14 protein-coding genes and 1 pseudogene are annotated in these 14,419 nt (G+C 64.5%); 5 read left to right on the top strand and 10 right to left on the bottom strand.

The features are described from left to right. Positions 1-254 precede the first annotated feature (254 nt). From GLS40_RS14160 to GLS40_RS14125, 8 genes are all read right to left on the bottom strand, one after another. Positions 255-1,760 carry a tripartite tricarboxylate transporter permease gene (locus GLS40_RS14160; RefSeq protein WP_160383386.1) on the bottom strand — a complete coding sequence of 502 codons (1,506 nt, stop codon included), beginning with the start codon at positions 1,758-1,760 and terminating at the stop codon, positions 255-257. Continuing rightward, positions 1,760-2,206, bottom strand: coding sequence for a tripartite tricarboxylate transporter TctB family protein (locus GLS40_RS14155; RefSeq protein ID WP_160383385.1), 447 nt, complete (start codon positions 2,204-2,206; stop codon positions 1,760-1,762). The genes GLS40_RS14160 and GLS40_RS14155 overlap by 1 nt, the downstream gene beginning before the upstream one ends. A 47-nt stretch (positions 2,207-2,253) precedes the next feature. Beyond that, positions 2,254-2,934, bottom strand: coding sequence for a GntR family transcriptional regulator (locus GLS40_RS14150; protein WP_160383384.1), 681 nt, complete (start codon positions 2,932-2,934; stop codon positions 2,254-2,256). Positions 2,935-2,943: 9 nt separating this feature from the next. Further along, positions 2,944-3,807: an alpha/beta fold hydrolase gene (locus GLS40_RS14145; RefSeq protein WP_160383383.1), complete on the bottom strand. Its 864-nt coding sequence runs from the start codon at positions 3,805-3,807 to the stop codon at positions 2,944-2,946. Positions 3,808-3,850: 43 nt separating this feature from the next. Then, positions 3,851-4,435, bottom strand: coding sequence for an amino acid synthesis family protein (locus GLS40_RS14140; RefSeq protein ID WP_160383382.1), 585 nt, complete (start codon positions 4,433-4,435; stop codon positions 3,851-3,853). A gap of 20 nt (positions 4,436-4,455) precedes the next feature. Beyond that, the gene (locus tag GLS40_RS14135) at positions 4,456-5,430 is read right to left on the bottom strand and encodes a Bug family tripartite tricarboxylate transporter substrate binding protein (RefSeq protein WP_160383381.1); all 975 of its coding nucleotides are present in this window, start codon (positions 5,428-5,430) and stop codon (positions 4,456-4,458) included. Positions 5,431-6,074: 644 nt separating this feature from the next. Next, on the bottom strand, positions 6,075-7,124 hold the full coding sequence (locus tag GLS40_RS14130) for a DUF2855 family protein (RefSeq protein ID WP_160383380.1): 1,050 nt from the start codon (positions 7,122-7,124) through the stop codon (positions 6,075-6,077). A gap of 54 nt (positions 7,125-7,178) precedes the next feature. After that, positions 7,179-7,853 (bottom strand): TetR/AcrR family transcriptional regulator, encoded by a 675-nt coding sequence (locus GLS40_RS14125; protein WP_160383379.1) that lies wholly within the window; start codon positions 7,851-7,853, stop codon positions 7,179-7,181. 241 nt (positions 7,854-8,094) lie between these two features. Here GLS40_RS14125 and GLS40_RS14120 point away from each other — a divergent pair, with 241 nt between their 5' ends. The 5 genes from GLS40_RS14120 to GLS40_RS14100 all read left to right on the top strand — a co-directional run bounded on the left by GLS40_RS14120 (position 8,095) and on the right by GLS40_RS14100 (position 13,211). Beyond that, positions 8,095-9,222, top strand: coding sequence for an ABC transporter ATP-binding protein (locus tag GLS40_RS14120; RefSeq protein ID WP_160383378.1), 1,128 nt, complete (start codon positions 8,095-8,097; stop codon positions 9,220-9,222). After that, positions 9,192-10,079 carry a metallophosphoesterase gene (locus GLS40_RS14115; protein ID WP_160383377.1) on the top strand — a complete coding sequence of 296 codons (888 nt, stop codon included), beginning with the start codon at positions 9,192-9,194 and terminating at the stop codon, positions 10,077-10,079. Before GLS40_RS14120 ends, GLS40_RS14115 begins: the two co-directional genes overlap by 31 nt. A gap of 49 nt (positions 10,080-10,128) precedes the next feature. Then, positions 10,129-11,418, top strand: coding sequence for an ABC transporter substrate-binding protein (locus GLS40_RS14110; RefSeq protein WP_202076171.1), 1,290 nt, complete (start codon positions 10,129-10,131; stop codon positions 11,416-11,418). Between the two features lie 61 nt (positions 11,419-11,479). Further along, entirely contained in the window at positions 11,480-12,409 is a 930-nt protein-coding gene (locus GLS40_RS14105) for a carbohydrate ABC transporter permease (protein WP_160383375.1), read from the top strand. Further along, a complete protein-coding gene (locus GLS40_RS14100; RefSeq protein WP_160383374.1) occupies positions 12,399-13,211 on the top strand; it encodes a carbohydrate ABC transporter permease in 813 nt (270 codons plus the stop codon). Before GLS40_RS14105 ends, GLS40_RS14100 begins: the two co-directional genes overlap by 11 nt. Positions 13,212-13,288: 77 nt before the next feature. Here GLS40_RS14100 and GLS40_RS18025 read toward each other — a convergent pair. Both GLS40_RS18025 and GLS40_RS14090 read right to left on the bottom strand, forming a co-directional pair. Further along, positions 13,289-13,561: pseudogene (locus GLS40_RS18025) on the bottom strand (aspartate aminotransferase family protein); the annotation flags it as partial. A gap of 65 nt (positions 13,562-13,626) precedes the next feature. Then, positions 13,627-14,157: a MarR family winged helix-turn-helix transcriptional regulator gene (locus GLS40_RS14090; protein WP_160383373.1), complete on the bottom strand. Its 531-nt coding sequence runs from the start codon at positions 14,155-14,157 to the stop codon at positions 13,627-13,629. Between the last annotated feature and the right edge of the window lie 262 nt (positions 14,158-14,419).

The following is a 14,419-nucleotide window of genomic DNA, read 5'->3' as shown; positions in this document are numbered from 1 at the left end:
CCGCGCCGCATCCGCAGCAGCTTTACGAGATCACGGTGGAGCCTGCCGGAGGGTCGCCGACAAACCTGCCGACCGGCCCGATCCTGGGCAAGGGGCTGGCGCAAGAGCCGGTGATCTGATCGCTGAAGGCGGCCACCCCGCGCGACGCGGGGCGCTCCCTGGCATTCAGCCGCGCGCGGGCTGAGCGTGGGCCCGGCAAGCGGGAAGACGACACCGCCCGCCATCGCGATGGCGCACCGCAGATGCGGAACGCGTCAGTCCTCGTCACCTGACTGGGCGGCACCGCCGGATGGGACCGGCGGAGAGCGTTTCAGCAGGGCCCACAGCAACACACCGATCGTGATCAGCATCAGCGCGGCAGTAGCCGGGCGCGACAGCATCTCGATGTAATCGCCCCGCTGGATCAGAAGCGCCCTGCGCAGGTTCTCTTCAAGCATGGGGCCCAGGATGAAGCCGATCAGCAAGGGGGCAGGCGAATAGTCGAACAGCCTCAGCAGGAAACCCACCAGCCCGAACCCGAGGACCATCCAGATCGCGAAGGAACTGTTGGTGAGCGTGTAGACGCCCGCGCAGATCAACGCGATGATCACGGGGTACATCATCGAATAGGGAATGCGCAGCAGCCAGAGCCAAATCCCGACCAGGGGCAGGTTCAGCGCCAGCAGGATCACGTTGCCCAGCCAGAAACTGGCGATGAGGCCCCAGAACATCTCGGGTTGCTCGGCTATGAAGTTCGGCCCCGGGGAAATTCCGTGGATCATCAGGGCGCCAAGCATGATCGCCATCGTCGGGCTGCCGGGGATACCCAGCGACAGGGTCGGGATGAATGCGGTCTGGACGGCCGCATTATTGGCCGCCTCGGGTGAGGAAATCCCCTCGATCGCGCCCTTGCCGAACCGCCCCGGGGTGCGGCTGACCTTTTTCTCTACCGCATAGGCGATGAGCGACGCGATGGTCGGGCCCGCGCCGGGGAGCGGGCCGACGACGCTGCCAACGGCCGTACCGCGCGACATTGGCAGGATCGTCTTGAGAAATTCGGCCCGGCTGGGGATCATCGAACGCCATGTGACCTTGGGCATCGGACCCCGCGCCTTTTGGGCGCTGATCGCAAAGATGACTTCGCCGACACCAAATGTCCCGAGGGCCAGGGCCACCAGGCTGATGCCATCGAAGAGTTCCGGTTCCCCGAAGGTAAAGCGATAGGCGCCGCTGTTCACGTCGATGCCGATCGTGCCGAGCAAGGCGCCGAAGACGACCATTGCGATCCCCTTCATCGGCGGGCCGTCCGAGATCGTGGCGGCCATGATGATGCTGAGCAACAGGATCGCCGCATATTCCGACGGGCCGACCGCGACCGCCAAGCGGCTGATGACGGGGGACAGGAAGGTCAACAGCAGGATACCCGCCGTGCCCCCGACAAAGGACACATAGGTCGTCACGGTCAGAGCGACCCCCGCCTTGCCGTTCTGGGCCATCGGATAGCCGTCGAGGCAGGTGATCGCGTTGGAGGACGTGCCCGGCAGGTTCAGCATGATCGAGGCCGTGGAGCCGCCATATTCCGCGCCGTAGTAGATGCCTGACAGGAAGACCAGCGCCGTTGTCGGATCGAGGTAGAACGAGACAGGCATGAGAAGCGAGATGGCCGACAGCGCGCCGACGCCCGGCAGCACTCCGATCAGCGTGCCGAGGAAGACGCCGGCGAAGCAGTAAAGTATCGACGCCATCGTGAGCGATGCAAACCCGAGCGAAAACAGTTCCATCAGATGACACCCTTGATCAGCGCTACGGGGGAATTCAGGCCGACGACGAAGACCAGCCAGACCAGAACGCAGGAAAACAGGATGACGCCGATCATCCGGCGCAGGTTGGTGTCCTTGTCCGCCAGACAGGCCAGCAGGCCAGAGGCGACAAGTGCGGGAAACAGCCCGAAGCGCCCGATGCAGATCGCAAAGCTCGCCACGCTGAGGACGATCAGGATCAGTTCGCGCCAGGGAATGATCAGGGGGGCCGACGCGCGGCGCAGCCCGCCGATGCCGATCGCGCCGCCGACGCACATCAGGGCGATGCCCAGCATGATCGGGAAATAGCCTGGCCCCATCCGCGCCGCGCTGCCGACCCCGTAGGACACCGCCCTATAGGCGAAAGCGGCCCCGATCAGGAACAACAGCAGACCGCTCAGGGCATCTCGGTTGAGCTTGGGTTGCATGAGGCGCCTCTGGTTGCGTGGGGTTGGATGGATCGGGCCGCGCCGTTTCAGGCGTCGGCCATCATGGCCGCCTGCGCGTGGGCGCGGGCATTGCGAATGTGCGTGACGACGGCCGCCTGCGCGCCCGCCGTGTCCGAGGCGCGGATGTTTTCGAGGATGCACTGCATTTCCCGCAGGCTTTCCTTTGGCCGCCCGGCCTGGGACATGGAGCGGGATCGCAGCAGGTTTACCCGCGCCAGCAGACCGCGCAGGATTTCGACCAGGATCTGGTTGCTGCAGCCACGGAACATCACATCGTAAAAGGCCGTGGTGGTCTGGATCAGCAGGTTCGGGTGCAGGCCGCTGGAAGAGGCCTCTTCGAACTCGGTGAGCGCGGCCTGCATGCTGTTCAATTGCTCATCGGTGGCAGTGAGCGAGAACAGCCGCACGACTTCGGGTTCGATCATTTCGCGCACGTCGTAAATCTGCTCTGCCTCCTGCCAGTCGAGCCTGGCGACCACCGGCCCGCGATTGGGGCGGATCTCGATGAGGCGCTCCGCTTCCAGCTGGCGCAGCGATTCCCGGACCGATGTGCGCGACGCGTCGAGATGGGCGCACAACTCGGCCTCGGACAGGCGCTGGCCCGGCACGAAGACCCCCATCGTGATGTCGGTGCGCAGAGCATTGCTCACACGTTCCCTGACGCTTTCGCCGCGGCCCCGGTCTGTCTCTGCCCTGGCTTCGGTCATCCTGCCCCCTCAAGTCCTGTTCGCGATCACACGGTCGAGGAATGCGCCGACCGCGGTGTTGAATTCTACCGGATTGTCGTCGTGCACATAATGCCCGGCCCCGGTGATGTCCTGTGCATGGACATTGGCGTTTGCAGCGCGCATGCGCGCGACGCGGGCCCTGTCGAGATAGTCCGAGTTTTCCCCCCGCAGCACCAGGACCGGGCAGGTCAGCCGTTCGATGGCCGGCCACAGATCCGGGTTCGGCCGCGTTTCGGCCTGTGCGATCCGGCATGCGCCGATCCCGGCCTGATCGTGACGCCAGACAATCTTGCCGTCGGCCTGTTTCATCGAATTCGCGACCCGCGATTCAATGGCCTCGTCCGTGACATTCGGGCGGATCGACCGCCAGAAAGCCCGGGCTTCGGCGATGGTGTCAAAGGACAGCGGTGTGGTGCGCAGCTCGTTCAGAATGCGTTCGATACCGGCACTTTCCTTGTCCGCAGCCTCGGGGCCGCTGTCTTCGAGGATGAGAGAGGCAAAGCGGTCACCCTTGTCGAGCGCATAGGCCAGCGCGTTGATGCCGCCCATGGAATGCCCGAGCACATGGGCCGTTTCGGCGCCCAGATGGTCAAGCAAGGCGTCCAGGTCGGCGGCGTAATCCAGGGCGAAGTAATTGCGGTCAGGGTCCCAGTCGGACTCGCCGCGCCCGCGTTGGTCAAGCGCGACCACGTGGAAGCGGTCGCTCAGCGTTTCGGCAAGGCCCGCAAACGTGCCCCCATAGCTGCGCAGCCCGTGAAGGCAGATCAGCAGCGGGCATGAGGGATCGCCCCATGTCAGGTAGTGAAATCGCATTCCGTTCATCTGAACGAAGTGAGAGCGTGCCTGGTCCATGACCTTTCCTTTGCGTTTTGCCGGCCTTGCCGTGGTTTTCCGCTTACCCGGCGGCGGGCGCCTCGGGGCCGCCGAGACGGGCATGAATGCGACCGCGCGTTGCGACGACAAAGGCCACGATGATTTCGTCCGGGTTGGGCGCGTCATCGAAATGGACCGTCATCGTGTCATAGAACGAGCGCGCGTAAAGCTCCGCCATATGTGCCAGGGGGATATCAATCAGCGCACCCGGCCCGCTGCGCTTGCCGGTGGACGGGATCCATTCCTTGGCTCCGGGCAGAACCGCGCGGATCGGCGTGGCGAAACGGGCGGTGATGAACGCATTGCCGTGTTCATATTCGCCGGCCGCGCCTACCACACAGGCCTTGCCATAGCTTTCTGCCTTTGCGCCGCCGAGAGCCGCGAGAATACGCTGGGCGAACGCTTCGCCCAGCTTGTCGCTGCCATCGACAATCTCGCCGAGATCCGCGCTGAACCGCCCTGCGTAGGGGTTCCTGATCGCTGCTGCGATCAGGATCTTGCGCAGGGGCGCGCCAGCGTCGGGCTGGTAGGTTTCATTGGTCAGGATTTCCTGTTCCTGAACATACCACCGCCGGATCGTGTAGTCGGCGATCATTTCGTAAGGCATCTTGTCTCTGACCTTTCGGATTACTTGAAAACGTCGATACCGGTCTGGGACAGAATGCCCTTGACCAGCGCGACCGAGGCATCCTGTTTCTGGGCAAGCTCATCCGGTGTGCTGCCCTGGGCCGTCACGCCAAGATTTGCGAATTCCTTCTGGGCTTCGGGCGTTTCCAGAACGGTGCGCACTGCGTCCGACACCTGTGTGCGGATGTCTTTCGACACGCCTTTGGGGGCAAAGATCGCGAACCAGCCCGCATCGTCCAGACCGTCGAACCCGTCTTCGGCGAAAGTCGGAATATCGGGGAACTGGCTTAGCCGTTCCGGGGCCGCGACGGCCAGACCGCGCAGGGCGTCATCCTTGATCGAGGCGGTGAGCGCCGTCACGGTCAGGAAGGCGCTGTCGATATGGCCGCCGGTGACGTCTGCAACCGCAGGCGCCGACCCTTTGTAGGGCACATGGATCAGATCAGCGCCGGATTCCGAGGCAAACAATGTTCCCAGCAGGTGCGGCGTCGAACCGACACCGAAGGTGCCGTAGGTGATCGGCTGTTCAGCCGATGCAGCGACATAGCCCTTGAGGTCCGTGATCGGCGAGTCTGCCGGGACAGCGAGGATCAGCGCGCTGTTTGCGACAAGGCTGACGGGTTCAAAGTTGCCGATCATGTCGCCCATCTTGTCATCGTGAAGGACAGGCGAAATCGCGTTGGTCGACGAAGTGCCGAACAGCAGCGTGTAACCATCTGCCGGCTGCGACATCACGTATGCACCAGCCACCGCACCGCTGGCACCGGGACGGTTGTCCACGACGACAGGCGCGCCCAGGGACGCTTCAAGCTTGGTGGACACGAGGCGCGCCAGCAGGTCCGTGCCGCCACCCGGGGAAAAGGGCACGACAAGGGTCACGGGGCGATCGGGATATGTCTGAGCCTGAACGGATCCGGCAAGGGCCAGCAGAGCGAGAGCTTGGCTTGCAGTGGCAAGCATAAGACGACGGTTCATGATACCTCCTTGTATGACATTATTGTATTATAATTTCGTCATGCAACCGAGATATCAAGCCATAATCTGTGTCCGCCGGGTGCCCTCGCCGCGCCGGCCTGACAAAAATGGCACCCCCCGGTCGGCGACTTCGCCTTTGCGGCGGCCAATTGTGGATCAGTTCCAGTCTGTTATGCGGCCCTTGCCTATCGGCAGTTCGGCGCGCCGCGGTCCGGCGATGCGCTCCGAAGTTCGCGGCGCTCCGCAGCGTCGGGCCACGCCAGATGGCTCTGGACGCCGGATTTCCCGATGCTGCCCGGCGACTCGTGCCCCGATCTCAGCAGCGATCCACGGCAGGCGGTATGACCCTCACGCCTGACAGCGCAGCCCAAATCAGGCCGAGTGGCAGAGCCAGGGGCGCCTGTCCCGATCCGCGGCAAGCCATTGACGGCAGGTGTCGGAAATTGCGTGGCTCTTGCCAATATCGCCCTGCCCGGACAGCGCCGCCGGTGCTGACGTCTGCAAGAGGGCCCCCGGGGCCTTCGACGTCTCAATCCTGCAGGGTACGGGTTTCATCGGCTTGGCCCCTGCAGCCCGCGCCAAGACCGGTGAGAGCCATAGGCCCGCTTGTGGTTCCCGCGTGCAAAACCGCTGAGGGGCATGGATCACCTCTCGTTCGCCACACATCCGTTGAGAAGCGATCCATCCACCGCGCCTTGCGCAATTTCGGTCCACAGTTGCACCACCTTGTCCGGCGCCACCTGATTGACGTCATAGGTCGCGGCAGATCGTCTGAGAAATTCGCGGGCACTCTCTTCCAGATCGGTTTCAAAGGCCGTTGCACCGACGCGCGCGACCAGGGCGCCGACCCGGTCAGGCGCGAAGAACACATCGCGCTCTGACGACCCTGCGGCATCCGGATGCGTGAATCCTATGCCGATCACGCGCGTGTCGCCAGAATCTGCGCGCTCGCGAATGGCCGTGACGATATCTTCGTCGCCAGCCACATCCAGAACCACGACTGAACCTGCACCGATCTCCGAAGGACTCGTATAGGGCAGGACACGGGCCCAGAATTCTGTCCCTCGGACGAAAGGGATGCGCGGGGCAGACGTCAGGCCGATTGGATTCAACGCGCGCAACTCCCATGCCAGCGCGGTTGATGTCTTGCTCGATGCGCTGGTGACGACGACCTGAGAATAGCGTTTCAGCTCATCTTGCAGGTCACGACTGACCACATAGGCAAGAAAATGCAGGGGTCGAAGCGATGCCTGCGTGATCTGTTCGCGCGGTTCGCCCGGTCCACCGGGCAGATAGCCGTTATACAGGGGGTTGAGCGGTCTGCGTCGCGCAGCAACGTCACGAAATCCGCCGCGCGTCATCTTGGGTCGCACGGTCAGATGGGACCCAGCGGGCCACAGACCATACCACCTGGAGCCAATCTGGAGCTCCGAACGGCTTTCGACCACCGTCGCATACCCCCAGACCGGCGGGACCATGCGACCGCCCGGGCCGGCGAACAGCTTGTCGTAGCGAAACGCGCCCGCGGTCAGGACGTAGGTCACGTTATTGGCCGACAGCGCGAAACTTTCGATGGCAAACCGGGCCTCGCCGTCCTCTATCGGCGCCAGTTCGACCTGTGACAGCATCGCGTCGCCGATCCGGTGCGGATCGACGGACAAATGCCAGGGAAGACGGTGAGCGTTGGGTTCCATTGCATCGGTATATCCGAGCGGCGGCGCGCATGTGTGACGTTTGCTGACCGTTGGTCAAACCCGGCCGGGTGCCTTGACCGAAAGCCTGCGCACAGGCGTGGTGCGAGGCCGCTCAAACAGGGCTTCGCCTGCCTTGACCAGGTGGGCCAGCAGGGCGTCCGGGTCACGCAGGTCGAACAGGTCGCCCGCAAGCATCTGACCTCGGGCCGAGTCATTGATCGCCAGGTGCCGCATCCCGAGGATCGTGAAGAGACGCCAGCCGGTTTCCTCTGCGGAAAACCACGGGGCGGCCTTGCGCAGCGCGTCTATGAACTGGCGATGGACATTGACCTCGAACAGGTTTGAATCGCGCACCGCCTTGTCGGAGGACGACCTGGACACCAGATCGAAGTGCCTGAAAATGCCGTAGCCGGTCGACGGATCGGACGCCCATCTCACCGAAGGTTCCAGAAACGCGTCCAGAACGGCGGCCACACTTGGATTGCCGGGTTTTGCGCGAAAACTGGCGGATTGCAGGCGGGTCAGCCGTTCGGCATTGAATTTCAGGTAGGTCTTTTCCATCACCCGACGGATCAGCCGGTCACGACTGCCGAAATGATAGTTGATCGCCGTGTGACTTGTGCCGACCCGAAGCGCGATCTTGCGGACCGTGACTTCATCAAGCGTCTTCGCCTCCATCAGCAGCTCGGTGGCTGCATCAAGAATCGCATCGGCGGCTGGCGTCGTCATCTGCGTGTCTCCGGTCCGTGTCGCCCAAGGAAACCATCGCCTTACGACGGCCGATCACTCGCGCCGGTGCGTCGAAACCGGGCAACCGCATCGAGCATGGCAGGTATCTGGTTGCCTTGCCATCCGCTTGAGTCCCCATGTGCCGCCCCGGCGAGATCTTCTGTCGACCAGCGGTCAAGGGCTGTCATGACCATGTGACCGTCTCAACCCATGGTCCGCCGCAAATGACAGGGGCTCAGGCATGACCGGGATTGAACTGACAGGCATCCGGAAACGGTTCGGCGAAACCGAGGTGGTCAAGGACCTGGACCTGTCGATCGCAGAGCGGGAGTTCCTTGTGATCCTCGGACCGTCAGGGTGCGGGAAATCAACGCTTCTGCGCATGATCGCCGGGCTTGAGGACGTCACCCAGGGCCGTATCGCCATCGGGGCGCAGGACGTGACATGGACGCAGCCGGGGCAGCGCGGGTGCGCCATGGTTTTCCAGAACTACGCACTTTATCCGCACATGAGCGTGGCCGGGAACATGGCCTACGGGCTGAAGGTCGCCGGGGTGCCGCGTCGCGAACGCAGCGAACGGGTCGCACGGATCGCTGCGACGCTGGAGCTTGGCGCCCTTCTTGACCGCAAGCCGCACGAACTGTCCGGCGGGCAGCGCCAGCGGGTCGCCATGGGACGGGCAATGATCCGGTCGCCGCGCGTCTTCCTGTTCGACGAGCCGTTGTCCAACCTCGACGCCAAGCTGCGGGCGCAACTGCGGCTTGAGATCAAGCGACTGCACCGCGATCTCGGCACGACCTCGATATTCGTCACGCATGACCAGCTGGAGGCGATGACGATGGCCGACCGGATGGTTGTGATGAACGCCGGCAGGATCGAACAGGTCGGCACCCCGCAAGAGATCTACCGCCAGCCCGCCACCCGCTTTGTCGCGGGCTTCATCGGGGCCCCTGCCATAAACATGTTTCCTGCACTGATCGACGAGGACGGGCGGGCGATGGCGCCGGGCGGTTGGTACCCCTGCCCGGATGCGGTCTGGGCGCTGGCCCCCGGAACCGCGGTCGAACTGGGCGTGCGCCCGGCCGATGTGGTTGCCGCTGCGTCGGATGCATGCCGCCCCTCGTTCACCCCCGACATCAGCGAGGATGTCGGGACCGAGGTGCATCTGCATGCGCATGGCGCGGGGTTCGACCTGACCCTGTCGGTCCCGGCCGGCGCCCCGCTGCCAACGCGGAGCTTCGCGATCAGCTTCCCCTCCGGCGTCGCCCACTGCTTTCTCAAGGAGAACGGCCAGCGCGCTGCCCTCCGCCACTCCATTCCCGAAAGGACCGAGGCGACATGGCCCGAGACATCACTTTCATCCATCTGACCGACCTGCACATCGGCAGCGCGGACGACCCGCATCTGCATTCCGATACCGAAGAGACGATGGCGGCAATCCAGGCGGAAATGGCGCGCGTGACGCCGCGCCCGGATTTCATTGTGGCGAGCGGCGATCTTTCGAACGCGGGCGATGTGGAAAGTTACCGCCGCCTGAAGGCCATGCTCGACCCCTGCGGGGTTCCGGTGGTCTACGCCCTTGGAAACCACGACACGCGCGCGTCTTTCTACGAGGGGATGCTAGGCCGGACCACCGACCCCTCGGCCCCCTACGATCACGACAGGGTCATCGCCGACCTGCATATCATCACGCTCGACAGCACCACGCCGGGCGCCATTGGCGGCGCGCTGGAGCCCGCGCAGTTCGACTGGCTGGAGGGCCGCCTTGCCACCCATCCCGACCTGCGCAGGCTGATCGTAGTCCACCACGCCCCGGCGCTTGGAGAGACGGCGGGCGACGCACCCTGGCGCGAGTTGCGCTTCGAAGACAGCCAGCGGCTGGCGGAGATGCTTCTTGGGCAAAATGTCGTCGGCATGCTTTGCGGGCATATCCACCACGATCGTTTCTCCTCCTGGCACGGCATCCCGGTGATCGTCGGCCAGGGTCAGCACGCGGCAACCGACATCCTCGCCACCGAAGAGTTGCGTATGGTTCGCGGCGGCTCGTTCGGGGTCGGCACGCTGCGCCCGTCGGGCCTGACCGTGGCGCTGGTGCCCCTGCCATCGGACCGCGCCGAGCTGAACACCTATCCCCTCGCCATGCTGCGCGACCGGGCCCTGGCCCGGGACGCGGACGCAATGGCCGCCTTCCGCACGCCCGCAACGACCGACACCCTACCGGGCTGACCGTTCTTCCCTTCAACCAACGAGGAAACCCATGCTCCGCAGATTGTGCATGACACGCTCACTGAGTGCGGCCCTGGCCGCGACGATGCTCGCCGCGCCCGCTGCCAGGGCCGAGATGGCCGCCACGATCACCGAACCGGTAACGATCACCTTCTACTCCTACAACCTCGCCTCCGCCGGGCTGGGCAAGGAGACGACCGAGGGGCTGATCGCCGACTTCATGGCTGCGAACCCGCTCATCACGGTCGAACCGGTCGCTGCGCCGTCAAACGAGATCCTCAGCCGCGTTCAGGCCGACATCGTCGCGGGCCAGCAGCCCGACGTCGCGCAACTGGTGTTCCGCGATCTGATCTATGCCGCCAAGGACCTCGGTGCGCAGCCGTTTGAGGACCTCGCCGGAGACGAGCTTGCCGTGCATGCGGAAGGCATGGTGCCGAACGGCCTCGCCCTCGGCCGGGTGGACGGCAAGACCTACGGGCTTGCCTACACCTTCTCCACCCCGGTGATGTTCATCAACGCCGACCTCTTCCGCGCCGCGGGCCTCGACCCCGACCAGCCGCCCCGGACCTGGGCCGAGGTCAAGGCGGCCGGCATCGCGATCCACGAGAAAACCGGCAAGCACGGCTTCTTTCCCGGCGCCTTCGGCCCGATCGACGGCACCTTTGTCTACCAGTCCCTGGTGATGTCGAACGGCGGCAAGGTCCGCGAGGGCAACAAGCTGACCTATGCCGAACCCGCCGCCGCCGGGGCCGTGACCATGCTGCGCGACCTGCGCGACAGCGGCGCCTATGCCGACATCGACGTGGCCGCCCATATGGATACCTTCGCCTCGGGCGATCTGGGGATGTTCCTTTTCACCTCCGCCATCCAGTCGCGGATGCAGAAGGCCGCCGAGGGCAACTTTGAACTGCGCGTCGCCGCCATGCCGTCCTTCGGCGACAAGCCGACCGCGCCGACCAACTCCGGCTCGGCGCTGTTCGTGCTGAGCCAGGACCCGGTCAAGCAGCGCGCGGCTTGGGAACTGACGAAGTTCCTCACATCGAAGTACGCCTACACGCAGATCACGTCGAAAATCGGCTACCTGCCCCTGCGCCTCGATATCGTGGATGACCCGCAGTATCTGAAAGACTGGGTCGAGGCGAACCCGATGATCCTGCCGAACCTCGAACAGCTGACCCGCCTCACGCCCAACGTGGCTTTCCCCGGACCGAACTACCGGCAGGTGGAGAGCATGATGAAGGACGCTGCCGCCGAGGCCGTCCTGGGCTCCGGCGATCCGGTCGCGGTGCTGAAGGCCGCGCAGGAACGGGGCCAGGCGCTTATGCCGGCAGACGGATAAGCACCCACGATAATGGCGCGGACCATCCCCGGTCCGCGCCTGACTCCAGCCGGATAAATCCATGGTCCAGACCTTCGACATCACCAACGCCATGCCCGGGCGCGCCACGGCCCGCCGCGTCGTCCTGCAGCCCTGGGTCTATCTCGCGCCCACGCTCGCGACGCTTGTCGTCTGGATCTACTGGCCCCTGATCGAGGCCCTTTATCTGTCTTTCTTTCAGTGGAACATGTTGCCCACAGCCACCCCGCGTTATGTCGGCCTGGACAACTACGCCAATCTCCTGACCCTGCCCGAGATGCGGCGCGCCGCCTGGAACACGGTGCTCTACATCCTTGGTCTGCTTCCGCTGTCGGTCGTGCTGCCTACGGCCGTCGCGATGCTGACTCAGGACCTCTCCGCGCCGTTCCGCAACCTTTATCGCAGCCTGATCTTCATTCCGATGATCATCGCCCCGATTGTCGCCGCCGTCCTTTGGCGGTGGCTTCTGAATGACGACCACGGGCTGGTCAATGCCGTCCTCGAAACGGTCGGCCTCAGCCCGGTCGGGTTCCTCAAGGACCCCTCCATCGCGCTTTGGACGCTGGTCTGGATCACGGGGTGGAAGCTGATCGGTTTTGCCACCCTGCTTCTTTCGGCCGCCAACGGGTCCATCGATCCCGGCTATGTCGAGGCCGCCCGGATGGACGGCGCGACCCGCTGGCAGGTGATCCGCGACATCCGCCTGCCGCTTCTCTCGCCGACCATCCTGCTGCTCACGATGATGACCATCCTCTTCGGCGCGCAGTGGAGCTTCGTCTACATCAACGCCCTGACCGGGGGCGGACCGCTGCAATCCACGACCAACGTCTTCTACCTGATGTGGGACTACGGCTTTCAGTCCTATTCCGCCGGATGGAGCGCCACAGCCGGGATACTCACATTCGCCGGGTTCGGCGTCATCGCCGTCCTCTGCCTCTGGCTCATGAGAAGGTTTGCCGTACATGAAGGCTGATGCCCGCCGCCTCTCTGTGCACGTGCCCATGATCGTGCTCTCACTGCTCGCGGTCTTCCCGGTCTGGTGGATGGTCGTGACCTCGCTCAAGCCCGAGAACGAGATTTTCTCGACCCGGCTCTGGCCGGCCTCGCCCAGCCTCGAAAACTACGCCTATGTGCTCGACGCGATCCCGATGATCCGCATCCTGTGGAACACCTTCGCCATGGCAGCGGCGACAGCGACGGCACAGGTGCTGACCGGCCTCTGCGCCGCCTATGCGCTGACGCGCTGGCGGTTCCGGGGGGCGTCCGTTGCCCAGGGGCTGATCGCGTTGAGCTGGCTGGTCCCCTTCCAGCTGACGATGATCCCGAACTATGTCCTGGCGACGCAACTGGGACTTCTGAACACGATCGCCGGTCTGGTGATCCCGAACGCCGCCGCCGCCTTTGCGGTGCTGGTCCTCACCAATGCCATGCGCAGTTTCCCGAAGGATCTGATCGACGCGGCGCGGATGGATGGCGCGGGTCATTTCCGCGTTCTGTGCGAGGTGGTTGTGCCGAACCTCCGCGCTCCGCTGGCCTCTCTTGGCGTGCTGGTGTTCATATCGGCTTGGAACGAATACTTTTGGCCCCTCCTGCTGACACGCCGGATCGAGGATACAGTGGTGCAGATCGGCCTGCAGATGTTCATGACGCAGGAAGGCAACCAGTGGGGCGCGTTGATGGCGGCGGCGACGCTGGCCTCGCTGCCGATCCTTCTGCTTTACCTGGTCCTGCACCGACAGATCATCGAGAGCTTCATGCGGTCCGGTATCAGATAGGTTCGGCCAATCCGCCGGGTGTTGGAAACCGGTGCGATCCCGGGCAACGGTGACACACCGGCCTCTTTGGTCCGGTCTCAGAACCCGGACAGCACCCTGTCCACGGCCCGCGCAAGGCGATCCACCATCTCGTCCAGTTCGGCCTCTGTGGCGATGAAGGGCGGGGCCAGCAGCACGGGGTCGCCGTGGCGTCCGTCGCGCGTGCCGGGCATCGGGTAACAGATCAGCCCCTCGGCAAAGGCCGCCTACTTGACCTTGCCCGCCACACCCAGGGACTGCTCAAACGGGGCCTTCGTGGCGCGGTCTGCCACGAACTCGATCCCGCGGCAAAGCCCGCGGCCGCGCCTGTCCCTGCCGACCGACGCCTTGCCCCGCGACCCGTCGGGCAAGGTGCAAAACGACGGCTGCGCGCGCCCTAAGGGGAGGGGTCGCACCGGGCGACCTGACTGGCGGCGGTCACCCAGTGGATCGGCTGTTCGTTAACCCACTTGCTGGGGTCGTCGGCGTCGAGGGCCTCGGCCAGGTTGCGGCGCACCTTGTCCATCAGGCCGAGGAGCGTCCGTATCTCGTCATCGCTCATGCCCATGAAGGAGACATCGTTAATTTCCTTCGCGATACCCGACAGCAGCGCGCGGTTGGTCCGCACGGACTCCTTCAGCCAGACCTTCTTGGCCCGCCGGTCGTTCGGGTCCTCGGTTCGGAAGACCAGCCCCGCCGACTCGAGCCGGTCGATCATGCCGCTGACCGCGACGGTCCCGACGGTCAGCCGCTGAGCCAGCTCTTTCTGGGTCAGCCCGTCCTTGTGCAACAGCCAGTTCAGCAGGAACACCTGAGCCGATGTCAGGTTGTAGGGCGCCAGCCGCTTGTCGGACAGCCGCAGCCGCTGCCGCGCGACCCGCTGAAAGATGAAACCCGGTTCCAGGTCCTGCTGCTTATGCTCGCTCATTCCGCCGCCGCCGATTCTTTTGTGAATACAAGGTGTCTTGCCACACCGCGCGCCGGTACGTCGAGGCCGCCGGCCCCCGCGCCCCGGGCCGTCGCCCGGATCGACAGCGAGGAGATCGCCCCCATCGTCTGCGTCGCAAATCAGTCCGGGAACTGCGGACCGCCCGATCGATGCCCATCTCGTGTTACATGCAGATCGCGTTGACATTGCATTCGTACGCGTATTATTCGCATACGTAATATATTGCCGGACTGGCCATCGC

Source organism: Pseudooceanicola pacificus, from assembly GCF_009789075.1.
Classification (GTDB): domain Bacteria; phylum Pseudomonadota; class Alphaproteobacteria; order Rhodobacterales; family Rhodobacteraceae; genus Pseudooceanicola; species Pseudooceanicola pacificus.
The sequence above is the reverse complement of the archived record's forward strand: the minus strand, read 5'-3'. Positions and strand labels throughout refer to the sequence as shown.